This is a genomic window from Streptomyces sp. DSM 40750 (assembly GCF_024612035.1).
Taxonomy (GTDB): Bacteria; Actinomycetota; Actinomycetes; order Streptomycetales; family Streptomycetaceae; genus Streptomyces.
The window spans coordinates 1,589,384-1,611,470 of record NZ_CP102513.1 but is presented as its reverse complement, the minus strand read 5'-3'; the positions used below and the strand labels follow the sequence as shown (position 1 = coordinate 1,611,470).

Annotated in this window: 19 protein-coding genes; 13 read left to right on the top strand and 6 right to left on the bottom strand. The window is 72.6% G+C overall.

Annotated features, from left to right (window positions below; translation table 11 throughout):
* Positions 1-224: 224 nt before the first annotated feature.
* Positions 225-1,262: a zinc-dependent alcohol dehydrogenase gene (locus JIX55_RS07335; protein WP_257569249.1), complete on the bottom strand. Its 1,038-nt coding sequence runs from the start codon at positions 1,260-1,262 to the stop codon at positions 225-227.
* A 47-nt stretch (positions 1,263-1,309) separates the two neighbouring features.
* The gene (locus JIX55_RS07330) at positions 1,310-2,134 is read right to left on the bottom strand and encodes an IclR family transcriptional regulator (RefSeq protein WP_257562448.1); all 825 of its coding nucleotides are present in this window, start codon (positions 2,132-2,134) and stop codon (positions 1,310-1,312) included.
* A 49-nt stretch (positions 2,135-2,183) separates the two neighbouring features.
* On the opposite strand from JIX55_RS07330, the gene JIX55_RS07325 reads away from it, so the two are divergent.
* The 4 genes from JIX55_RS07325 to JIX55_RS07310 all read left to right on the top strand — a co-directional run bounded on the left by JIX55_RS07325 (position 2,184) and on the right by JIX55_RS07310 (position 8,196).
* Entirely contained in the window at positions 2,184-3,896 is a 1,713-nt protein-coding gene (locus JIX55_RS07325) for an IlvD/Edd family dehydratase (RefSeq protein WP_257562446.1), read from the top strand.
* Positions 3,897-4,203: 307 nt separating this feature from the next.
* Positions 4,204-6,900: a LuxR C-terminal-related transcriptional regulator gene (locus JIX55_RS07320; RefSeq protein WP_257562445.1), complete on the top strand. Its 2,697-nt coding sequence runs from the start codon at positions 4,204-4,206 to the stop codon at positions 6,898-6,900.
* Between the two features lie 413 nt (positions 6,901-7,313).
* The gene (locus JIX55_RS07315; RefSeq protein ID WP_257562444.1) at positions 7,314-7,835 is read left to right on the top strand and encodes a hypothetical protein; all 522 of its coding nucleotides are present in this window, start codon (positions 7,314-7,316) and stop codon (positions 7,833-7,835) included.
* A gap of 163 nt (positions 7,836-7,998) precedes the next feature.
* Positions 7,999-8,196 carry a hypothetical protein gene (locus JIX55_RS07310; protein WP_257562443.1) on the top strand — a complete coding sequence of 66 codons (198 nt, stop codon included), beginning with the start codon at positions 7,999-8,001 and terminating at the stop codon, positions 8,194-8,196.
* Between the two features lie 13 nt (positions 8,197-8,209).
* Here JIX55_RS07310 and JIX55_RS07305 read toward each other — a convergent pair whose 3' ends face one another.
* Both JIX55_RS07305 and JIX55_RS07300 read right to left on the bottom strand, forming a co-directional pair.
* Entirely contained in the window at positions 8,210-9,619 is a 1,410-nt protein-coding gene (locus tag JIX55_RS07305) for a DUF2252 domain-containing protein (protein ID WP_257562442.1), read from the bottom strand.
* Positions 9,620-9,716: 97 nt separating this feature from the next.
* A complete protein-coding gene (locus tag JIX55_RS07300) occupies positions 9,717-10,268 on the bottom strand; it encodes an ion channel (protein WP_257562441.1) in 552 nt (183 codons plus the stop codon).
* Between the two features lie 298 nt (positions 10,269-10,566).
* Between JIX55_RS07300 and JIX55_RS07295 the strand changes: the two genes are divergently transcribed.
* On the top strand, positions 10,567-10,953 hold the full coding sequence (locus tag JIX55_RS07295) for a BlaI/MecI/CopY family transcriptional regulator (RefSeq protein WP_257562440.1): 387 nt from the start codon (positions 10,567-10,569) through the stop codon (positions 10,951-10,953).
* Positions 10,954-11,096: 143 nt separating this feature from the next.
* Positions 11,097-12,482 carry an LCP family protein gene (locus tag JIX55_RS07290; protein ID WP_443046389.1) on the top strand — a complete coding sequence of 462 codons (1,386 nt, stop codon included), beginning with the start codon at positions 11,097-11,099 and terminating at the stop codon, positions 12,480-12,482.
* Between the two features lie 64 nt (positions 12,483-12,546).
* On the opposite strand, the gene JIX55_RS07285 is transcribed toward JIX55_RS07290, so the two are convergent.
* Entirely contained in the window at positions 12,547-13,416 is an 870-nt protein-coding gene (locus JIX55_RS07285) for a DUF4394 domain-containing protein (protein ID WP_257569248.1), read from the bottom strand.
* A gap of 360 nt (positions 13,417-13,776) precedes the next feature.
* On the opposite strand from JIX55_RS07285, the gene JIX55_RS07280 reads away from it, so the two are divergent.
* The 4 genes from JIX55_RS07280 (at position 13,777) to JIX55_RS07265 (ending at position 17,640) form a co-directional block, all read left to right on the top strand.
* Positions 13,777-15,021 carry a PucR family transcriptional regulator gene (locus tag JIX55_RS07280; RefSeq protein ID WP_257562438.1) on the top strand — a complete coding sequence of 415 codons (1,245 nt, stop codon included), beginning with the start codon at positions 13,777-13,779 and terminating at the stop codon, positions 15,019-15,021.
* A gap of 68 nt (positions 15,022-15,089) precedes the next feature.
* Entirely contained in the window at positions 15,090-15,710 is a 621-nt protein-coding gene (locus JIX55_RS07275; RefSeq protein WP_257562437.1) for a phosphoribosylanthranilate isomerase, read from the top strand.
* A 230-nt stretch (positions 15,711-15,940) separates the two neighbouring features.
* Positions 15,941-17,377 carry a cytochrome P450 gene (locus JIX55_RS07270; RefSeq protein WP_257562436.1) on the top strand — a complete coding sequence of 479 codons (1,437 nt, stop codon included), beginning with the start codon at positions 15,941-15,943 and terminating at the stop codon, positions 17,375-17,377.
* A 125-nt stretch (positions 17,378-17,502) separates the two neighbouring features.
* Positions 17,503-17,640 carry a hypothetical protein gene (locus tag JIX55_RS07265; RefSeq protein ID WP_257562435.1) on the top strand — a complete coding sequence of 46 codons (138 nt, stop codon included), beginning with the start codon at positions 17,503-17,505 and terminating at the stop codon, positions 17,638-17,640.
* 34 nt (positions 17,641-17,674) lie between these two features.
* On the opposite strand, the gene JIX55_RS07260 is transcribed toward JIX55_RS07265, so the two are convergent.
* Positions 17,675-18,580: an amidohydrolase gene (locus JIX55_RS07260; protein WP_257569247.1), complete on the bottom strand. Its 906-nt coding sequence runs from the start codon at positions 18,578-18,580 to the stop codon at positions 17,675-17,677.
* A 1,010-nt stretch (positions 18,581-19,590) separates the two neighbouring features.
* On the opposite strand from JIX55_RS07260, the gene JIX55_RS07250 reads away from it, so the two are divergent.
* From JIX55_RS07250 to JIX55_RS07240, 3 genes are read left to right on the top strand one after another with little or no spacing between them, the layout of a single operon-like run.
* Positions 19,591-20,730, top strand: a complete 1,140-nt coding sequence (locus JIX55_RS07250) for an ABC transporter ATP-binding protein (protein WP_257562433.1) — start codon at positions 19,591-19,593, stop codon at positions 20,728-20,730.
* Positions 20,727-21,392, top strand: coding sequence for an ABC transporter permease (locus JIX55_RS07245; protein ID WP_257562432.1), 666 nt, complete (start codon positions 20,727-20,729; stop codon positions 21,390-21,392). Before JIX55_RS07250 ends, JIX55_RS07245 begins: the two co-directional genes overlap by 4 nt.
* Entirely contained in the window at positions 21,389-22,078 is a 690-nt protein-coding gene (locus tag JIX55_RS07240; protein WP_257562431.1) for an ABC transporter permease, read from the top strand. Before JIX55_RS07245 ends, JIX55_RS07240 begins: the two co-directional genes overlap by 4 nt.
* Positions 22,079-22,087 lie beyond the last annotated feature (9 nt).

Below are 22,087 nucleotides of genomic sequence, written 5' to 3'. Positions count from 1 at the left end.
TCGAGCCCGTGCGGATCCGCCGGGAGGGGGTGCCGATTCCGTGCCGATCCGTCGGCGGGTTGCATCGCCCGTGCGGATCCGCCGGGAGGGGGTGCCGATCCCGAGCCGATCCGCCGAAAGCCCGCTCTCCTACGCCGCTGAAGGTGACGGCTTTGTCGGTCGCCGACCATGGCCACCGCTCCGGCCGTCGCCGGTGACGACCGTGCCGAGAGCGTGGACGCCGCTCACGGGGTTGCCGTGCTCGCCCGGCCGAGCCGGGGGTCGACGTGGATCTTCGGGCCCGGTCCGGCCCCGGCCGGGCGTGAGCCGGCGAGCACGGGGCCCACCTCGTCGAGGCCCACCGTGGCGGCGACGAGCGGCCTCGGGTCGACCGAGCCGTCGGCGTACGCGCGGATCGTGGCGTCGAGGCCGGGGGAGGCGGACAGGATGCCGACGGCCTTGACGTCCTTGAGGACGAGCGTGCGGGTGTCGATCCCGCTGGGTTCGCCGGCCAGTCCGATGTAGACGACGCGGCCGCCCGGCTCCACCAACTCCAGGGCGCTGCCTGGCAGATGGGCGGCGTTCGTGGCGTCGACGACGGCGTCGAAGGGGAGGTCCGGGACGGAGCCCTCCGTCCACGCGTGCGCGAACCCCAGGCCGCGGGCGAAGGCGAGGGAACCGTCGGCCCGGCCCATGAGGTGGACCTCCGCACCGGCCGCGCGGAGGAACAGCGCGACCAGCAGCCCGATCGTCCCCGGGCCCAGCACCAGGGCGCGGTCCCCGGGCCCTGTCGCAGTGGCTCGCGCGGCCCGCAGGGCGTTGCCGCCCGGCTCCACGAGCGCGCCGAGCACGGCGTCCACGGAGTCGGGCAGGGCGTGCAACGAGGACGCCGGCACGGCGAGCCGTTCGGCCAGGGCGCCCGCCTGACCGCCGCGTATGCCGACCTCCCGGCGCCGCTCGCACACGTGCTGGTCGCCCCGCAGACAGCGGCGGCAGCCGCCGCAGCCGAGCATCGTGTCGCCCATGACCCGGCGGCCGAGCCAGCCGGGGCCGACGCCGTCGCCGACCGCCGACACCCGCCCGGCCCACTCGTGGCCGAGCCGCATCGGGTAGGCGGAGTGCCCCTGGTGGAGGTAGGCCATCGCACCGGTGAAGAACTCCATGTCGGTGCCGCACACCCCGACCCGCTCGACGTCGACGACGACTTCCCCGGGCCCGGCCACCGGCACCGGGAGGTCCTGGACCTCGTACGCGCCGGGGGCGGTCAGGACGAACGCGCGCATGAGGTCCACGGGTCTTTCTCCAGGTCGGGTCGGGTCCACGAGGGTTGTCAGCGGTGTGGCTCACCGAGCGGGCCGAGGAGCGCGCGGATCTCGTCGAGTGCGTCCACCAGGGTCGAGAGGGGCATCCGATAGGCGAGCGCGCTGACGCTCACGGCTCCGGAGGGGGTCGTCGGCGAGGTGAGGAACACGGGCAGGGCGAGACAGTTGACCCCGGTCTCGTTCTCCTGGTCGTCGACGCCGTAGCCCCGTTCGCGGGCGGCGACCAGCTCACGGTGCAGGTCTGCGGCCGCGCACAGCGTCCGGGGCGTACGACGCTCCAGGGGCGAGTCGCCGATCCACGCCTCGACCTCCTCCCGAGCGCTCAATCGCCCGGCGAGCAGCAGCTTTCCGACGGCGGTGGTGTGGGCGGGATTGCGCCCGCCGATCGTCGAGGTCAGCCGGACGGCGCCCGTCGGTGGGTCGACCTTGGCGCGGTAGACGACCTCATGGCCGTCGAGCACCGCGTAGTGCGCGGTCTCGCCGAACCGGTGCGCCAGCGCTTCGAGCACCGGGCGGACGCGGAGGTGCTCGGGCCGGGCCTCGTGGTGGGCGAAGGCCATGCGCAGGAACTCGTCGCCGAGCCCGTAGCGGCCACGGGCGTCCTGGTCGGCCAGCCCGGCCCGGCGCAGCGCGCCGAGCGCCCGGTGCACGGTCGGCTTGGGACTGCCGATCACCCGGGTCAGCTCCTCGAGACCCACCCCGCCGGGATACCGCGCCAGCACCTTGAGGACCGCGAGCACCCGGTCCGACCCCACGAGTCGGCTGCTCCCGGCACCCGCCGGGCCGTCCTCGCCGAGGTCTGTCGGTCCCTCGTACGCCTGCGTATGCTTCATCGCGTTCCAGACCTTAGACCGCCGTACCGAATGTCGGAAGGGCTCAAGGGTGACGCTCCGCAGCGCGCAGTGGTACGAGGGACAGGACCGCAACGCCTATATCCACCGGGCGTGGATGCGGCGGGGTGTGCCGGGCGACGCCTTCACCGGCCGGCCGCAGATCGCCATCGCCAACACGGCCTCGGACCTGACGCCCTGCAACGCGCACCTGAACGAGGTCGCGGCCTCCGTGCGCGACGGCGTGTACGAGGCGGGCGGCATCCCGCTGGACCTGCCGGTGGTGTCCCTGGGCGAGACACAGGTGCGGCCCACGGCCATGCTCTGGCGGAACATGGCGGCCATGGCCACGGAGGAGATGCTGCGGGCCAACCCCATCGACGGCGTCGTGCTGCTGGGCGGCTGCGACAAGACGATCCCGTCGCTGCTGATGGCGGCCGCCTCGGTGGACCTGCCCGCCGTAGTCGTGCCGGGCGGCCCGATGCTGACCGGGACCTTCCGGGGTACACCCCTGGGCTGCGGCACCGACGTGTGGCGGCTGTCGGAGGAGGTCCGGGCCGGCACGCTCTCCCAGGAGCAGTTCACCCGCTCCGAGTCGGCGATGATCCGCAGCCGGGGGCACTGCAACACGATGGGGACCGCGTCGACGATGGCGCTGGTGGCCGAGGCACTGGGCACGGTCGTCCCCGGAGTGGCCGGGACCCCCGCTCCCGACAGCCGTCTCCTCGAGGCCGCGCACCACACCGGCCGGCTGGCCGTGGAGATGGTGGGCGCCGACCGGCGGCCGGGCACCTTCCTGACGAAGGCGTCCTTCCACAACGCGATCGTGGCGCTGGCGGCCATCGGCGGCTCCACCAACGCGGTCGTCCACCTCCTGGCCATCGCCGGCCGCGCGGGCGTCGACCTGTCCCTCGACGACTTCGACCGCATCGGCTCCCGCGTACCGGTCCTCGTGGACCTCCAGCCCGCCGGGCGTTTCCTCATGGAGGACTTCCACCGCGCCGGAGGCCTGCTCGCCGTGCTGCGCGAGGTCCGCGACCTGCTCGACCCCGACGGGCTGACCGTCACGGGCAAGCCGCTGATCGACCACCTCGACGACGCCGGCGTCTGGGACGCCGAGGTCATCCGCCCGCGCGCCGAGCCGCTGGTGACCGAGGGCGGCATCGCCGTCCTGCGCGGCAACCTCGCGCCCGACGGCGCGCTCGTCAAACCGGCCGCCGCCTCCCCGCACCTGCTGCGCCACCGTGGCCGGGCCGTCGTCTTCGACTCCATCGAGGACTTCCACGCCCGCGTCGACGACCCGGACCTGGACATCGACGCGGACTCCGTACTCGTCCTGCGCGGCTGCGGCCCCAAGGGCTACCCGGGCATGCCCGAGGTCGCCAACATGCCCCTGCCCAAGAAACTCCTCGAACAGGGCGTCCGCGACATGGTCCGCGTCTGCGACGGCCGGATGAGCGGCACGGCGTACGGCACCGTCGTCCTGCACGTGGCGCCCGAGGCGGCGGCCGGCGGCCCCCTCGCCCTCGTGCGGACCGGCGACTTCATCGCCCTCGACGTCGAGGCCCGCCGTATCGACGTCGACGTACCCGCCGACGAACTCGCCCGCCGGGAGCCGAACCGGGCCACGCTCGACGGTTTCGCCGACCCCCGACGCGGCTGGGAACGCCTCTACGTCGACCACGTCCTCCAAGCCGACACCGGCGCCGATCTCGACTTCCTCATCGGCTCCAGCGGCTCCGAGGTGAGCCGCGAATCGCACTGACGGCGCCGGTGGGACGCCCCGTCGCCGGGCAGTGGGCAGCGGGCAGAGCCCGACGGCGTCCGTCCCGACACCGCTCCACCGGCCGTGGCCAAGGCCGCCGACCTGCTGGCGGAGGCCCCCGCACCGGGGTTCCCTGCCCGTCGGCGCGTGATCTGTTCGACGGCGGCGACCTGGCGATTCGCGTACGCCGTGCGGCAGCTCGCGAAAGGTCTCCCTCGCCGCCTCCTCCGGCATGCGGCGCGCGGGTGCGCGGGAACCCTGGGATGCTGAACGAGGAGCGCTGCCCATGATCTGACGAACAGTGGTGGTGAGCGCCGTGGCAGGGTTCGAGGAGAGCGGGGCGGGGCCGACCGTCCCGTGTGTCGATCCCCACGGGGACCCGTTCCTGCGCACCCGGTTCGCCGTACCGGCCCGCCCCGCCACGTTTCTGCGGCGGAAACGCCTCGTCGACCATCTCGACCAAGCCCTGAGGACGCCGTTGACCATCGTCAACGGGCCCGCCGGCGCCGGCAAGACCCTGCTGGTCGCCGACTGGGCCGCGGGGCGGGACGGGCCGGTCGCCTGGCTCACCGCCGAGACCGGCGACCAGGGCCCCGGCATGTTCTGGGCCTATCTCCTCCAGGCCCTGCGTGCCTCCGGTGTGCCGCTGCCCACCGAGGTCGGCTGCCCCGCCGACGCCGGCCGCGTGGACCGTACGCTGCTGACGCGGCTCGCCACCGAGCTGAGCGCCCGGGAGCGGCCCGTGATCGTGGTGCTCGACGAGTACGACCGCGTGACCGACCCGGAGATCGCGGAACAACTGGAGTTCCTGCTGCACCACGCGGCACCGGGCATGCGCCTGATCCTCGTCACCCGCACCGAACCGCTGCTCCCGCTGCACCGCCACCGGGCGGCCGGCGACATGACGGAGATCAGAGGTGCCGAGCTGGCCTTCACGCCCGAGGAAGCGTCCGTACTGCTGGGGCTGCACGGACTGCGGCTCCCGCCGCGCGCGGTGGAGGCGCTCGTGGAGCGGACCCGGGGGTGGGCCGCCGGTCTGCGGCTGTGCGCGCTGGCCGCCCAGGAAAGCCCCGATCCGGAGACGTATCTGAAGCAGTTCGAGGCCGAGCGCACGGCGGTCGCCGACTTCCTGCTCGCGGAGGTGCTCCAGCGGCAGGCCCCCGGGACACGGGATCTCCTTCTGCGGGTCAGCGTCCTGGAGCGGTTCTGCCCCGACCTGGCGAACGCGCTGACCGGGCGCGCCGACGCCGAGGGCATCCTGGCCGGGCTGCACCGCGAGAACGCGTTCGTCGAGGACCTCGGGCACGCCTGGTACCGCCTCCACCCGCTGTTCGGGGAGATCCTCCGCGCCCATCTGCGGATGCGCTCACCCGGCCTGGAGCCCGCACTGCACCACCGGGCCGCCGAATGGCTGCGGCGTTCGGGAACCCTCACGGAAGCGCTCGGTCACGGGGCCGCCGCGGGCGACTGGGAGTTCACCGCCGGCGCCCTCGTCGACGACCTCGCCATCGGCAGGCTCTTCACCGGCCTGCGCTCCGACGACCTCGCCGAGTTGTTCTCCCGGATGAGCCCCGAGGCCACGAGTCCCGCCACGGATCTCGTACGGGCGGCCCGTGAGCTCTCCCGATGTGACCTCGACCGAGGTCTGACCCACTTGCGGCACGCGGAACGGAGCCTGGCGGCCGAGGAGAACCGGACGGAGACGGAGGACGGACCGGGCCGGGCGGCGGCCCGGCTGAGCTGTGCCCTGCTGGAGGCCTTGGCGGCCCGGCTGACCGGTTCGCCGGGCAGGGCGGAGCTGGCCGCCGGAACGGCCGAGCGGCTGCGGGAACGGGTTCCCGCCCACCTCCTGGACAAGCACCCCGAACTCACCGCCCTCCTCCTGACCCATCTGGGGTCGACGCGGCTGTGGGCCGGGCGCTTCGAGGCGGCGCGTGCCGCCCTGTCGCTGGTGGCCGACGGCTCCGGCGGCGCGTCGACGGCGCTGCCGCGCGCGGACTCCCTCGGCCGCCTCGCCCTCATCGACTATCTGAACGGCTGGCTCGGCAGGGCCGAGCGCAAGGCCATGGCGGCGCTGACCGTCTCCGAGCGGTACGGCCTGCCCCAGCCGTCCGACGTCGGCCTCGGACGGCTGGTCCTGGCCGCCGTGGCCGTCGACCGCGACGAACTGCGGTCGGCCCGTGCCCACCTCGACGCGGCGGCGGACGCCCGCACCGGGATGCGGGACCCGGTGACGGAGGCCGGCCGGGCCATCGCCACCGCCCGCCTGCTGCTGGCCCACGGCGACACCCGGGGCGCCCTCGAAGTGAGGGAACCGGTCGTCGCCGCCGAGGTGCTCTCCCCCTGGGCGGAGGGCCACACGGCGCTGGTCGCCGCCGCCGCCCACCTCGCCGAGGGCCGGCCCGACGCGGCCGCGGAACTGCTGAGCGCGGCGCCCGGCGACCAGCCGGCGTGCACCGTGGGCGAGGCGAGGGCCCGGCTCGCCGAGGGCCGGCCCCGCGCGGCGCTCGATCTGCTGGACCGGCTGCGCCCCGGGAGCCGCACCGGCCCCGCGGTGACGGTACGGGCCCTGCTGGTCCGCGCCGAGGTCGCTGCGGCGTCGGGGGACCCGGCCGCCGCGCGCAGGCTCGTAGCGCAGGCGCTCCACGAGGCGCGGCGCGAGCGCCTGCGCCGGCCCTTCGTCGAAGCAGGCGGCTGGCTCCGGCCCGTCCTCGACACCTCGCCGCTGAGGGCCCTGGCGGCCGGCTGGCTCACCCCCGGACCGCCGTCGCACACCGGGAGGCCCGGGCCCGAGGACCGGCCGCCGGTCGTGGAGGAACTGAGCGGACGCGAACGAGATGTGCTGCGCCGGCTGGACCGGATGATGTCCACCGAGGAGATCGCCGCCGACCTGTGCGTGTCGGTCAACACCGTCAAGACCCACCTCAAGAGCGTCTTCCGCAAACTGGCGGTGAACCGCCGCAACGACGCGGTACGCCGCGCACGTGAGCAGGGGCTGCTGTGACCTCGTCCCGGCGCCACCAGCCGTGGGCCGGCAGGCTCGCCCGTGGCGGGTGAGGCACCGGGCGGGCTCCTGAGCTGCGATGGAGGTGGCGGCCGCCGGCCGGCGGCGGTCGCTGTCCGGCCGACGCGCACCGGCGTCCCGGGCCGACTCGGCGAGGTGGACACCGTGACACACCGGCGGGCTCTGATCGTCCTCGGGACGGCCCAGTTCCTGATGGTGCCGGACACGGGGCCGGGCCGTCGCCTACGGAGTCATCGGCGGACCGGCCGGTGCGGGGATCGCCGTCCGCCCGTTGCGCGGCGGCTGGGTCACCAGGGCCGCACCGGATCCGAGGGCGGTCGTCGCACCGGATCCGAGGCCGGTCGCATCGAGACCGGGGCTCTACGCACCCACTCCGAGAGGAGGCCGAGCAGATGTCCGTGACCGGGCGTGCCACGTCCCGGGCCGAGCACGGCGGCGAGCGCCGGGCTCGCGCCGACTACACCGGCGGTGTCTACGGGTCCATGCTGGCCGCCTCCGTGATCATCGGCGCCGGCACGCTGGGGTCCTATCCCCACCTGGAACTCGTCCTCCTGCTGCTCCTCACCGGCCTGGTCTTCTGGATAGCGCACGTGCACGCCCAGTTGTTCGGCGCGCGCCTGGCGCAGCGGGGCCTGAACCGCCGGATCGTGCGGGACGTGTGCCGCGACGAGTGGCCGATCGTCAACGCCGCCGTCCCACCGGCCGTCGCCGTGGCCGTCAGCCCTCTCCTCGGCCTCGACCTTTCGGGTGCCCTGTGGCTGGCGCTCTCGGTGGCCGTGGCGGGACAGGTGGGCTGGTCGGCGGCCGCGGCACGCAGGGCCGACGCCTCGTGGCGCCTGGTCGCCGCCACCGCCTCGGTGAACCTGTTGCTCGGTCTCCTGATCATCGCGTTCAAGCTCTATCTGACCCATTGACCACTGACCCATTGCCCCGACCAACCCGCCGAAGCAGGTGGAGTCCCGGGCCGGGCGGTGTATCACCTTCCCGGGGTGAGGCCGGGCGGGCACCCCGGGACGGACGATCGGAGGGAAGGGGCGTCACAGCCCGCCCGTCCCAGGCCATGGGGGCTGACAGCTCATGCGCTACGAGATCCGCGTCGACGGACAGCTGTCGGAGGCACTGACCAGCGCCTTCCCTGAGCTGGACCATGTGCTGATGTCCGGCCAGACCGTTCTGTTCGGGCACGTCGTGGACGAGGCGCACCTGTACGGGCTGCTGGCCCGCTGCCAGTCCCTGGGACTGTGGGTCCTGGAGATGCGCCAGCTGCCGGAGTGAGTCCCGGAGCGGATCAGAGGGTTTCCGCGTGGATCCTGCCCGTGCGGGCGGCGACGCCGAGCGCCTCGAAGTCCCGCTCGTTCTGGTCGGCGTAGGACTGCGCGAACTCGGCGATGGCGCGGTCGAAGCGGTCGCTGCCGCCCAGGTAGGCGGCGATGGCGACGGGGTCGCCGGAGCGGGCGTGGGCCCGCGCCAGACTGGCACCGCACAGCCGCGCGAACAGCCGCAGCAGGCCGGGATCCATGGTCTCCGGCCGCGCGATGCCCTTCCAGTCGCGCAGCTGCCGTACATAGAAGTCCCGCTCCCGCCCGTCCAGGCCGGCGACGTGGGTCCAGCCCAGGAAGATGTCACTGGTCGTCTGGATCAGCCGCTGCCCGGACACCACCCGGCGGCCCTGGTTGTCGTAGCGGTCGCCGCCGAGCTGGGCGGAGAGGACGGACTCCTGCGCCTCCTTGGCCTGCAGCAGCAGAGGGTCGGTGTCGTCCCGGCCGAGCAGGAGCACGATCCAGCAGCGCGTTCCGACGCTGCCGACGCCCACCACCTTCCGGGCCATGTCCACCACGTGGAAGTGGCGCAGCAGGTGGCGGCGCTCGGACGACAGGGTCCGCACATACCCGTCCAGCACGTGCTGGAGTTCCCTCCCCTGCCCCTCCCCGGCGGGGTCCGCCAGCAGGTCCCGGAGCGGGGTGATCAGCGGTGGGTCCGGTGCGATCCGCCGGCCCTCGGGCGTGACCCGGGTGAGTTTCCCGAAGGCCTGGAGATGGGTGCGCGTACGGGCCTTCGCCGCCGCCTCGGCCGTACGGCGTCTGCTCTCCTTGTCCATCGACGAGGCCATCAGCTCCCGCAACCGGTCGGCGTCGTCCTGCGCGTACCAGATGTCCAGGGTGTTCATGCCGGCGAACTCGCGCATCCGTCGCCGGTACGCCTTCACACACGTCCGGACGGTGCCGTTCTGCTCGTCGGCCGAGAAGCCGCTCTCCCGGCCCGCGATCGCGAAGCTGGCCGCCAGCCGCTTGACGTCCCACTCGAACGGCCCGGCCAGCGTCTCGTCGAAGTCGTTGAGGTCGAAGACCAGATGGCGCTCGGGCGAGGCCAGCAGCCGGAAGTTGAGCAGATGGGCGTCCCCGCAGAGCTGCACCGCGAGACCGGTGTTCGGCGGGCGCCCGAGATCCGACGCCATGATCGCCGCCGCGCCCCGGTAGAAGCGGAACGGGGACTCCAGCATGCGGCCGTAGCGGATCGGCACCAACTCGGGCAGCCGGGTGGCCGATTGACGCTGTATCACCTCGATCGGGTCGGTCCGTGCCCGGTCCGCCTCGAACCAGCCGTGGGCGGAACGCGAGGCCCGTGTGCGCGCGTCCTTGCCGTAGGCCGCCCTCTGGGCCACCGACAGCGACGCCGTGAATGCGCTCGACATGGTCATGACTCGCTCCTCCTGAACCGGCTGTCCAGGCCTCCGGTCGGCCGCCCGCCAGGTTGCCCGGCCCGGCTCCGTCTCCGCGGCGTTCCGGCCGGGTGTCCTACTCCGGTGGCTCCCGGCCCCGCCGCCGCAGCCCCGCCTTGACCGCGCCGGCGAGCACGCGTGCCGCGACCCCCACGAGCAGCAGCCCGCCGAGCATCTGAAGCATCGTCACCACCCGCCCCGGCTGGGAGCGGGCGGAGATGTCGCCGAACCCGACGGTGGTGAACGTGGTCAGGGTGAAGTACAGGGCGTCCGTCCTGGTCAGCGGTTCGCTGAAGGAGCCCGGTGTGGACCGCTCCAGCAGGTAGTACACGCCGGCGAAGAGCACCAGATAGAGCGCCACCGTGGCGGCCAGCGCCTCGACGGCCTTCAGCCGGGGCCAGGGCGAGCGCACGATGGCCCGCACCTCCCACAGGAACACCAGGACGACCGCCACCAGGCCGCACGCGAGCACGGCCGACGCGCCGTACGAGCCGGGCCTGTCCAGGGGCAGCAGGTAGTACGCGGTGACCAGGCCCGCCGCGACGCACACGGCCCGCGCGACGGCGAAGACCACCGCACGCCGCCCGGGCCGTGCCGGCTCCGTCCGGTCCGCCGCTGGATCGTTCATCTCGGGTCTCTTCGTCCGTTCCGCCGTACGCCGGGGTGTTCCCCGGACACCCACCTCATCGCTCCTGCCGCGCCGGGGGATCACCCGCAGGGGGTGATCCGGCGACGCGGTCCTACGGGGCGGCTCCCGGAGCGACGGGCGGCCCGGCGGGGGTCACCCCGGCCTCCTGGGCGGGCTCTTTGAGCACCCCGCCTTCTACGATTCTGTAGAGGTCGGGGTGTGGCCATCGGTGTGGCCAGGTCGGGCGTCTATACGATGGGCCGCCCGTGAGGTCGGGGCGGCGCGAAGGAGGCAGGGCGTGACGGACCAGCAGCGTCCCCGGCGGCGGGGGCAGGGGGAGCTGGAAGCCCTCGTCCTGGCCGCGCTGCGTGAGGCGGACGGCCCGGAGCGCGCCGGGTGGGTGCAGGAGCGGCTGGGCGGGGACCTCGCCTATACGACCGTGATCACGATCCTGACCCGGCTGCTGGCCAAGGGCGCGGTGACCCGGGAGCGCGCCGGCCGCGCCTTCGTGTGGACCCCCGCCTCGGATCAGGCGGGCCTGGCCGCGCACCGGATGCGCAGGGTGCTCGACGGCGAGAGCGACCGCGAGGCGGTGCTGGCCAGTTTCGTCACCTCGCTGGAGCCGGACGACGAGCGACTGGTGCGTGAGCTGCTGAGTGGGACGAGGAGCGAAGGGGGCGGCTGAAGCCTGCCCGGGCGGGGTGAGACGAGTCGGACGCCTGTACGTATATCTACATGGATGTAGAGTCCTGCGGGTCCGGTGATCACCAGTGCCGGACGCGCAGGGGGCAGTCGACCGGCCGGGTGCGGCCGAGGCGGGGGAGGCCGGTGAGTGGTACGGGAAGGCGGCGCGCGGGTGCCGGTGGCGGGGGGACGCGGCTGACGCGGCGGGGCCGGACGGTGAGCTGGTTCGCGGGCGGCGCGGCCCTGCTCGTCCTCGGTGTCGGAGGTGTGGGCGCCTGGGTCTACAAGGACCTCGACAACAACATCACGGGTGCCGATGTCGACGGCAAGCTCGGCGGCGACCGCCCGGCCAATCTCAGCCCGGGTTCGAAGAACATCATGGTCGTCGGTTCGGACAGCCGCGACGGGGCCAACGCGAAGTACGGCGGCGACGGCCTGACCACCATGCAGTCGGACACGCTGATGGTGCTGCACGTCCCGGCGAACCGCGAATGGGCCACCGTGGTGTCGTTCCCGCGTGACTCCTGGGTCGAGATATCGGCGTGCGACAAGGGCGACGGCAGCACCTCCGGTCCGCACCTGGCGAAGATCAACGAGGCGTTCGCGATCGGCGGTGCGAGCGGCGAGGTCGCCGGGGCCGCCGCCTGCTCGATCAGGACGGTCGAGGCCAACACCGGCCTGCGCATAGACAGCTTCATGTCGGTCGACTTCCAGGGCTTCAAGGGGATGGTCGACGCTCTGGAAGGTATCGAGGTCTGCCCCGAGCAGGCCATCAAGGACGACAAGGCCCACCTGGACATGGAGGCGGGCTGCCAGACCGTCAAGGGCGAGACGGCGCTCGGCTACGTACGGACCCGCTACGCCGTCGGCGACGGCTCCGACATCGGACGCATCGGACGCCAGCAGGAGTTCATGGAGGCCCTGGCCGCCAAGGCCAAGTCCAAGCTGACCAGCCCCACGTCGCTCTACGACTTCCTGCAGTCCGCCACCAAGTCCCTGACCACGGACGAGGACCTCGCCGGCATCGACCCCCTCTACGACCTCGCCTCCGAGCTCAAGGGCATCCCGAGCGACCGGCTGACCTTCCTGACCGTCCCCAACTACCCCCGCGAGGCCGACGTCCCCACCGACAAGGCCAACATCGTCTGGCAGTACCCGCAGGCCGCCGACCTCTTCACCTCCCTCGCCAAGGACAAGGAGGTCGACAAGAAGCGGCTGCAGGCACAGGCCAAGAACGACCTGGTCTACGCGTCCGCCGTACGGGTCCAGGTCCTCAACGGCACCGGGGTCACCGGGCGCGCCGCCGATGTCGCCGAGAAGCTGCGCGAGGCCGGCTTCACCGTCGTCGGCACGGGCAACGCGCCCGAGAACACCGACGAGACCACGGTCACGTACCCGGCGGACCTCGCCAAGCAGGCGAAGGTCCTCACCTCGCGCCTGCCCGGCACCAGGGCCACCCGGTCCGCGGACGCCGCAGGCGTGGTGACCCTGGTCGTGGGGTCGGACCTCGACCTGGAGGAACTGCGCTGACCTGACGGGCCTGCGGGCCCGTCAGTCCTCCGCCTCCTTCGCGGCGAGGGTGGGTTCTACGGGGTCAGCTGCCGGTGAGGGAGATGGCCACGTCCGTGATGTTCAGGGGGAACTTGGCCTTGGCGGGCTCGTTCACGTTCACGAGGGTGGTCTGCCCGGTGAAGACGTTGACGCTGTAGAGGGAGGGCGTGCCGGCGCCGGAGGCGGTGAGGGTGGCGAAGGCGGCGTTGTCGACCGTCTTGCCGCCGCTCAGGGTGCTGAAGATGTCCATGCCGGCGTTGATCTGGGCATCGATGCCGAGGTTGCCGGTCGCGGAGAGCGTGCCGTTGTTGGCTGGGGCCTGGATGACGACCTGGTCGCTGGTCGTGTTGATGTCGAACAGGGTGGTCGCCGTGGTCCCGTCGAGGTCGTTGTTCGTGTAGGCGGCGGCGGAGACGCCCTTGGTCGTGCCCTCGATCGGCGGGGTGGTGAGGTTCAGGTCCTGGATGGTCGTGTGGTCATTCAGGTTGTGCCGCAGGTTCTGGCCGTTGTCGCTGATCACGCGCAGCCGGTCGGCCGCCGGGTTGAAGTCGACGCCGAAGTTCGTGCCGTTCAGCGCGTACTGGAGCTGTGACACCTTGGTGACCACGACGTCCTGGGTGCCCGTCGGGATCTTGATCGTGTAGATGCCGCCCTTGTTGCCCACGCCGTACATCAGGCCGTTCTGCACCCGGAAGTCGATGCCGATCAGGCCCGTGTCGCCGCTGAGGCCGGTGACGGCCCTGACCCAGTTGAGCACGTCCGGCCGGTCGGTCCAGAACGCGGCCATCAGGGTGCCGTCACCGGTGATCCCGTAGGCGCGCAGGCTGGGGGTGGCGGCGGGGGCGGCCGAACCGGTGCCCGGAGTGCCGAGCATGAGCGCCGTCGACGTGGCCATGACCGCGACCGCCGCCATGATTCTCTTTCTCTTGTCCGCTTTCATCGGAGTTTCCCTCCCGTTTGAGCGAGCGCCATTGTGGGGCGCATGTCTGAGAATTCCCGTACTTCCGCCCGCACTGATTTCCGGACCATGCCGGAGCCGCGCCGGAATGATGTGCCGCCGTGTTCCCCCAACGGGCGTGTACGCGGTTCTCATTAAGGCCGTTTCACAGCTCCTCCACAAGCGGAAGTGGTGACGGGAACGCCCCGATCCGGGAATTTTGCGCACTGTGACAAAAGCCTGCTCGGCAGGGTTGACGCCGATTTATGCGGAGTGATGAACGCCGTCCGGATCTCGTCTGTCGGCCGGTTCGTCCGGAATGACATGCTCGCGTCCATGGGGAGCCTCTTCGCCGAACTGGCCCGGCAGGCGTCGACCAACGCCCGCCGCGAGGTCGAGACGTACGAGCGTGAGATCCCGGAGTTCGGGTTCCTGGACAAGGACCCCCGGGCCCGGGCCGAGACGTTGGAACACGCGATGTGGCTCCGGCGTCGTACCGTCGAACTGTCGCCGGACAACAGCGAGTTGACCGGCGACGACCTCGGCTACATCGCGTCGATGGGGGAGCTGCGGGCCGGGGCCGGAATGTCCCTCGACGCGCGGCAGCGAGTGCTGCGTGTGCACACCGCGCTCATGCTGCGTGAGATCAACGAGGCGACCGAGGCCCAGCGCGGCGGCGGTGTCGACGAACTCATGCGCATGATGACCTGGTTCGCCCCGCAGGGCGAACGCGGCATCGGCGCCTACCGCCAGGGATTCGTCCGCGTACTGCGCCGCCGAATGCCGTATGCCGAGCAGGTCGCCCTGCTGGCCCGGTCATTGCTGAACGGCGATCCGATAGCGGCGGAACTCGCCGCGGCCGTCGACATGGAACTGCCCGATTACTGCGCGGTGACGGTGTTCCGGCTGCCGGACCTGCCCGCCGTCGATCGTTTCCTGGAAAACGAGATCGAGACGCTGGTGAAGAGCCACCAGGTGCCGGTCATGTGGGGCCCGGACAACGGAGACGGAAGCGGTGAGCTGATCGCCCTGGCTCCCCTGAATGCCGGCGCCGCGGAAGCGGAAAACGTACCGCCGCACACCGTTCCCGACCTCTTGCCCGATCTCACCCCCGACCACTTGCCCGATCTCGTCCGGGACTTCGCCCGCGCCCTCGGCCGGCCCTGCGCCGTCGGTACCGCCACCGCCCCGCTGTCCGGGCTGGCCGATGCCCTGGACAGGGCCCGGCGGATCAGCCGAGCGGCCCCGCTGCGCCGGGCGGACGCCCGGGTGCGGCCGCACACCCTGGCGGACGTGTTCGTCGAACTGGCCGTCGCGGACGTGCCGTTCGTCGACGACTGGCTGAGCGCGGTGGCCCGCCGGCTGGACTCGGGTCCGGACCTGCTCGTCACCCTCGACGCGTACTACCGCCACGACATGCACCGCGGCGCCACCGCGACCGCCCTCAACGTCCACACCCGCACCCTCGACTACCGCCTCCGCCGGGTGCGGGAACTCACCGGCATCGACCCGGGCTCGACCCGGGGCGTGCGCATCCTCAGCGCGGTCGTCACCCGGCGCCTGTCGGGAGCGTGGCGCTGAACGCGTCGGGCGCGCCGGACCGGGTGACCGCCCTCCCGTCTCCGCCGCCGATACGGCAGGCTGGGGCGGTGAGCAACTCCAGTGACTCCCTCTTCATCAAGATCTGCGGTCTGAAGACCGAGCAGGACGTCGACACCGCCGTCGAGGCGGGCGCCGACGCCATCGGCTTCGTCTTCTCGGCCAGCCCGCGCCGTATCGACGCCGCCACGGCCGCACGGCTGAGCCGCCGCGTACCGGAGCACGTCCTGACGGTCGGCGTCTTCCGCGAGGAGCCCCTCGACGACGTACGGTCCCTGGCCACCGACTCGGGAATCCGGGCCGTCCAACTGCACGGCCCCGAGGACCGCGCCTACTACGACGACCTGGCGACCGGCGGCTGGACCCTGATCCGCGCCGCGGCGTTCGGTGATTCCGTGCCGCGCTGCGGGGAGTTCGGCGAGGACATGCTCCTCCTCGACTCGCCCGTCCCCGGCTCGGGCATCGCCTGGGACTGGTCCGGCAGGCCGCTGGCCGCCGACGGAGAGAGGTGGCTCCTCGCCGGGGGTCTCACGCCGGAGAACGTGCGCGGCGCCGTCGCCGCCACCCGCCCCTGGGGCGTCGATGTCTCCAGCGGCGTGGAACAGAGCCGAGGCGTCAAGGACCCCGCCCTCATCGCGGAGTTCGTCGAGGCGGCCCGCGCCGCCGGCTGACCGACCGCCGCCGAGGCGGCCGCGCGGTGCGGCCGGCGGTGATCCCGAGGCCGGCCGCCTACGGGCGGCCGTGGAGCGTGCTGCCGGGCAGGTTCACGGCTGTGAGCCGGGGACCGGAGCCGTGAGTAGTGACGCCCGCCGTTCCCCCCGATGTGACCCTGGGGTAGGGTCCCCACGTTTCCGGTCACCGGCTGAAGGTGGGCCGGTACGGGGAGTGTCGGAGGGGCGGCATGGTGAGGGAAACCCAGTCGGGCGAGGGCGTGTCCGTGGAGCTGGACGACACGGGTCTGGAGGCGATGTCTCCCGAACCGCTGCTGACCCGGGACTACGAGACGCGTCCCTCACTGGTGTACGAGCGGCTGAGGCAGCGGCACGGCGCGGTGGCGCCGGTGGATCTGCTGGGCGTACCCGCCTGGCTGGTGCTGGGCTACCGCGAGGCGCTCCAGGTCCTCCAGGACGACGACGGCTGGCCCAAGGGGCTGGAGAACTGGCGGGCCCGCACGGAGGGCCGGGTCCCGGCCGACTGGCCGCTCGGTCCGTCCCTGGAGGTCAACCACGTCCTGATCCAGGGCGGCCCCGGCTACCGCACGCTGCGAACCGCGTGGGACCTGGCGCTCAGGCCGTTCCAGGACCCGCGCAACCCCCAGGCCAAGCGGCTGAAGACGGCCGTCACCGCCTACGCCGACGAACTGATCACCCTGATGGGACAGGCGGGCGGCACGGGGCTGGCGGACCTGTCCGCCCAGTTCTCCCGGCCGTTGCCGCTGATGGTGGCCAGCCATCTCCTCGGCTTCCCCGGTTCCCAGGGCGACGACGCCCTGATGGACATGTGGCGGGTACTGGACGCGGGCCCGGACGCGGGGCCCGCCCTGGAGCGGCTGCTGGGCGCGCTCGCGGAACTGGGGAAGCTGAAGCTGAAGGAGCCCGGTGAGGACTTCCCCTCCTACCTGCTGGCCGCCCACCCCGACCTCTCGCTCGACGAACTGGCCCGCGAACTGTTCATGCTGCTCGGCATGACGTCCGACCACGTCGGCATCCTCATCTCCAACACGGTCGTCGAGGTCCTCTCGGGCGAGGACAGCGTGCGGGCCAGCCTCTCCGCCGGGATGGTCCGGGAGGCCATGAACCGGGTCGTCATGCGGAAGCCGCCCCTGGTGAACTTCGTGCCGAGGTTCGCGGCCAGGGACACCCCGCTGGGCAACTACCTGATCCGCGCGGGCGACCCGGTCTGGGTCTCCTCCGCCGCGGCGCACGCCGATCCGCTCTTCGCCGACCACGTGGCGCCGAGCACCACGGTCAGCACCCGGGCCCACCTCTCGTGGGGTGCGGGCCCCCGCCAGTGCCCGGCACGCGAACTCGCCTCGACGGTCGCCGCCGTCGGAGTGGGCCGGCTGTTCGAGCGCTTCTCCCACCTCGACCTCGCCCTCCCCGTCGACCAACTGCCCTGGCGTTCCTCGCCCTTCATGCGGGGCCTGCGCTCGCTGCCCGTACGGTACGAACTCGCGCCGACGGCCGAGCGGCCACCGGCGGACGGCCCGGCGACGGACGGCCCGGCGACGGGGCCGAACGGGGCGGAGGCCGAGGAACGGGTGACACCGGACCCGTCCGCCCGGCAGCGCTCCTCGCTGTGGCGCTATCTGACGGGGCTGATCCGCCCCGGCCGCTGAGGGCGGGTGCGGGCCCCACGTCGACTCGGCCGAGGGCGTCGACGGCGGCGCCTGCGAGTCCGCCTGCCCCGAGCAGGCCATGTCGACACGCCCCTGGGCGGCGCCCCAGGACGGACCGGCCGACGGTGTCGGCCGCGCCCGGACACCTCACCACGGCCCTCGGCCGTGAGACGCGGGTCCTGTCCGGCGGGCACGTGCCCGTTCCCGAGCAGCTGCCGGAGGAGTTCGCCAGGGTCGTGCGGGGGTGGGTGGCGGGCGAGTGAGCCCCGTCGGCCTTCCCGGTGAGCCCCGTCGGCCTCAGTCGGCCTTCCCCGTGAGCAGCCGCCGGGGATTGGTGATGCGGAAGGCGTACGCCGCCGCGCCGCCCAGGCCGAAACCGGGCTGTTGGGGTGGCTCGGCGTAGGGGCGGTCCGAGCCCTGGACGACGGCGCTCACGCCGAGGGCGCGGACGACGGCTTCGACGGCGGTAGGGCCGTAGGAGGAGGTCTCGACGAAGACGTCCGGGTCCGTGCCGGCGTCGCTCCCGGCGCTCCGGGCGGCGAAGCGCTCCCCGTGGAGCGGGGCGAGCCCGGCCAGCAGGGCGAAGCAGACCCGCAGCTTGGGGTGGCGCGGCCGGCCGAAGGCGCGGAAGGCGAACCAGGCGGAGTGCATCTGTTGGACGTAGGGGACCATGGCGGGCCACCAGCCGGGCCCCTCGGCCCCGCCGGGCGCGGGCCCCGGGTGGACGAACAGCGGCAGGTCGCGCTCTTCGAGCAGATCGAGCAGCGGGGCGCAGCGCGTGTAACCGGCCGCGTCGGCAAGGGCGTTGGCGGGGATCTGGAGGCCGACGAAGCCCGCGTCGAGGTCCTGGGCGGTCGCCTTCGCGTCGACGTCCCGTACGCAGGCGGCGGCCCAGGCGCCGAACGGCTCGGGAAGCGCGGCCGAGCCCTCGTGGTACGCGTCGAGCAGGGGGCGGGCCTCGATCGCGGGCAGCCACTCCACGCCGATCGGGGAGGACAGCGAGACGAGGGCCCGGCCGAGGCCGTCGGTGGCGGCGAGTTCCGTACGGCGGGCGATGTCGTGGTCGGCGGGCGGGATCTCGTAGGGCGGCTCGCCGTCCAGGAACAGGGTCCAGCCGTCGAGGAAGGGTGGCTCGCGGCGTGACCGCAGGGCCGTCACCAGCGAGGGGGTCCACAGATGCTGGTGTACGTCGCAGTTGGTCATGACGCTCCTCCCACGAAGGCCGACGCTTCCCGGTCCGGGCGCGCAGGGTGCCCGGACGTCGTCCGACCCCAGGATGTCGCGGCTCACCGTCTCCACGTCCACCCCGCACGGCCGGTCGTCGTCCAGGCGGGGAACAACTTCCCGGATCGCGCGCCGCGGGAACTCCGGTCCCCGCCCCAGTGTGCCCGGTGCCGCAAGATCCGCCGCCCGCGCGGCGACCACGGCCTTCACGGCGAGCGGTTGCCGCAGCCGGGCGAGCGGCGTCGCCGGCTGCCGGGCCCGGGGCGCCGCGTCGGTCGAGTCGTCCTCGACGGCGGCCGCGAAGCCGTGCCGTGCCGTGCCAGGGGTCGGTGGACACCGGGACAGCATGTGGATCTCGACCGACGAGCGCCTCGGCCGTCCTGGTCAGCGGCACGCAGCCCGAACGCTCCGGGCCGTACGGCGAGAGATTCGCGGACAGTCCGCCGGCGAAGGGGTCGACGAGCCGGTGCCCGGCCGGCACCACCGGGTTGTCGCCGCGGCCGTTCGGCTCGGGGGCCGGCGCGGCGGCGGCGAAGTCCAGCGAGGCGTACGCGGTCCCGTGCGCGTGGGCCGCGCGGCGGAGGCCGAGGGGTCCTGGACGCGCCGCGCGGTCCGGGGGTCGGTCAGCTCGCCGCCGTCCAGCAGGGCCGGCAGCTCGCCGGCCGCGGGGGACTGACCGGGGGTGGGGCGCAGGCTCAGCACCGGCGCGTCGCTCGGGTTCGTGTTCGCCGGGAAGCCCTCGTAGGTTGGCGCCGTGACGCCTGCGCCGTGTGAGCACGGCGGCCGCCTCGTGCAGGGTGAGGGCACCCTGCACGGCCGCCAACGGGCTCGCGCCGCACAGCACATGCCCGTCCTTCGGGCCGAGGGCGGCCGGGGCATCTCCGGTCCGGCTTAGTGTGAACGTAACGTGCCGTTCACAGAATTCCATTGACTCTCATTCAGTCACCAACGACTCTGAATGGCGATATGCAGTCGGGTAAGGGGCAGTCTTGATCAGATTCGACGCGGTGAGCAAAAAATATCCGAACGGCACGACAGCGGTGGACGAACTGTCCCTGGAGCTGGCCGAGGGTGGCATCACGGTCCTGGTCGGTCCTTCCGGCTGCGGCAAGACCACCACCCTGCGCATGATCAACCGCATGGTGGAGCCGACCGACGGCACGGTGAGCCTGCGCGGCCGGGACATCCGGGAGGTGAACGCCCCCGAACTGCGCCGCGGCATCGGCTATGTGATCCAGCACGCCGGGCTGTTTCCGCACCGGACGATCCTGGACAACATAGCCACCGTTCCGCTGCTGCTCGGCTGGAACAAGAAGAAGGCGCGGGCCCGGGCGGCGGAACTGCTCGAACTCGTGGGCCTGCCCGCCGAGATGGCCAAGCGCTACCCGAGCCAGCTCTCCGGCGGGCAGCAGCAGCGCGTCGGGGTGGCCAGGGCGCTGGGCGCCGACCCGCCGGTGCTGCTGATGGACGAGCCGTTCAGCGCGGTCGACCCGATCGTGCGGGCGGAGCTGCAGGCCGAGTTCATCCGGCTGCAGAAGGAGCTGCACAAGACGATCGTGTTCGTCACCCATGACATCGACGAGGCGATCAAACTCGGCGACAACATCGCCGTGTTCCGCACCGGCGGCAAGCTCGCCCAGTTCGACACCCCCGAGCGACTGCTCGCCAGTCCCGCCGACGACTTCGTGGCCGACTTCGTCGGGCAGGACCGGGGCATCCGCCGGCTCTCCTTCGTCAACGCGGCCGAACTGCCGCTGCGCGACGGCCCGGTGCTCCCGGCCACCTCGCCCGTGGCCGAGGCCCGGGCGGTGAACGAGCCCTGGGTGCTGGTCGTCGACGACGCCCGGCGACCGCTCGGCTGGACCCCGGTCGCCGAACTGCCGGACGGCGGAACCCTCGTGGACGCGCCGCTGACCCCGCTCGGCCACACCTTCAGCCTCGTCGGCGACTCGGCGCGGGCCGCCCTCGACTCGGCCCTCCTGTCACCCGCCCGCCTCGCGGTCGGCGTCGACGCACAGGGCGCGGTCGTCGGCGTCGCGGACGCGTACGAGCTGTCCGCCGGGGCGGCCGAGGAAGCACCGACCGGCGACAAGGTGACCGCCGACACCTCGGGCGGCGGTGACCGATGAGTGACGACGAGCCGCTGGTCCGGTGGCAGTGGATAGCCGACCACACCGCCGAACTCGCCGACTACACCGGCATCCACCTCAGACTCGGCCTGCTCCCGGTGCTGTTCGGACTGATCATCTCCGTGCCGCTCGGTGTCGCGTGCCACCGTTGGCGCTGGCTCTACCCGCCGGTGCTGACCGTGTCCAACATCCTGTACTCGATCCCGTCACTCGCCCTGTTCATGATCTTCGTCCGCTACACCGGACTGACCGAACAGACGGTGATGATCCCACTGACGCTCTACACGCTGTCGGTGTTGGTGCCCAACGTCGTCGACGGCCTCGCCTCGGTCCCCGAACCGGTCCGGCTCGCGGCCACCGCGATGGGCTTCGGCGCCGTACGCCGGGTCGTCCAGGTCGAACTGCCGATCGCCGTCCCCGTGGTCATCGCCGGTGTACGCGTCGCCGCCGTCTCGTCCATCAGCCTCGTCGCCGTGGGACAGCTGATCGGCCAGGGCGGCCTCGGCTACTACATCACCCGCGGCCTCCAACTCGACTTCCCCACCCCGATCGTCACCGCGATCGTGCTGATCATGCTGCTCGCGCTCACCACCGACGCGTTGCTGGTCCTGGCGCAGCGGCTGCTCACCCCGTGGTCCCGGAGCAAGGTGACGGCGGCATGAACGATTTCCTGAACCAGATGGAGCTCGTGGGGGACTGGCTGACGTCCTCGGCCCAGTGGCACGGCGACGAGGGCATCCCGCAGCGGCTCCTGGAGCACCTCACCTACAGCGGGCTGTCCCTGCTGTTCGCCGCCCTCATCGGGCTGACGTTCGGGCTGCTCGTCGGGCACACCGGCCGTGGCGCGTTCGCCGTGGCGACCGTGGCGAACCTCGCCCGCGCCATCCCCACCTTCGGTCTGGTCGTCCTCGTCGTCACCCTCGCCGGGCTCAGCACCGCGCCCGTGCTGGTCGCCCTGACCGCGCTCGCGGTCCCGCCGATCCTCATCAACACCTTCGAGGGAGTGCGGGGCGTGGACCCCGCCACCCGGGACGCCGCACGCGGGGTCGGTATGACCGAGTGGGAGATCCTGATCCGGGTGGAGGTGCCGATGGCGCTGCCGCTGATCCTGCTCGGACTGCGGGTCGCCGCGATCCAGGTGGTGGCCACCGCGACCGTCGCCGCCTACCCCGGCCTCGGCGGACTGGGCCGCTACATCGTCGACGGACTCTCCCGCAACGACTACGAGCTGGTCATCGGCGGCTCCACCGTCGTCGTCGTGCTCGCGCTCGTCGTCCAGGTCGTGTTCACCGCGCTGCGGCGTGTCGTCGTCTCGCCGGGCCTGAGGGTCTCGGCGTCGAAGTCCTGAATTTCTACT

What these genes read in the sequence shown, in the direction of transcription:
- JIX55_RS07335 (WP_257569249.1), bottom strand. Translation starts at nt 1,262, where the DNA reads ATGCGCGCGTTCGTCCTGACCGCCCCCGGCGCGTACGAGGTCCAGGAC.
- JIX55_RS07330 (WP_257562448.1), bottom strand. Translation starts at nt 2,134, where the DNA reads ATGAAGCATACGCAGGCGTACGAGGGACCGACAGACCTCGGCGAGGAC.
- JIX55_RS07315 (WP_257562444.1), top strand. Translation starts at nt 7,314, where the DNA reads ATGTCCGTGACCGGGCGTGCCACGTCCCGGGCCGAGCACGGCGGCGAG.
- JIX55_RS07310 (WP_257562443.1), top strand. Translation starts at nt 7,999, where the DNA reads ATGCGCTACGAGATCCGCGTCGACGGACAGCTGTCGGAGGCACTGACC.
- JIX55_RS07305 (WP_257562442.1), bottom strand. Translation starts at nt 9,619, where the DNA reads ATGACCATGTCGAGCGCATTCACGGCGTCGCTGTCGGTGGCCCAGAGG.
- JIX55_RS07300 (WP_257562441.1), bottom strand. Translation starts at nt 10,268, where the DNA reads ATGAACGATCCAGCGGCGGACCGGACGGAGCCGGCACGGCCCGGGCGG.
- JIX55_RS07285 (WP_257569248.1), bottom strand. Translation starts at nt 13,416, where the DNA reads ATGGCGGCGGTCGCGGTCATGGCCACGTCGACGGCGCTCATGCTCGGC.
- JIX55_RS07280 (WP_257562438.1), top strand. Translation starts at nt 13,777, where the DNA reads ATGGGGAGCCTCTTCGCCGAACTGGCCCGGCAGGCGTCGACCAACGCC.
- JIX55_RS07270 (WP_257562436.1), top strand. Translation starts at nt 15,941, where the DNA reads ATGGTGAGGGAAACCCAGTCGGGCGAGGGCGTGTCCGTGGAGCTGGAC.
- JIX55_RS07260 (WP_257569247.1), bottom strand. Translation starts at nt 18,580, where the DNA reads ATGACCAACTGCGACGTACACCAGCATCTGTGGACCCCCTCGCTGGTG.
- JIX55_RS07245 (WP_257562432.1), top strand. Translation starts at nt 20,727, where the DNA reads ATGAGTGACGACGAGCCGCTGGTCCGGTGGCAGTGGATAGCCGACCAC.
- JIX55_RS07240 (WP_257562431.1), top strand. Translation starts at nt 21,389, where the DNA reads ATGAACGATTTCCTGAACCAGATGGAGCTCGTGGGGGACTGGCTGACG.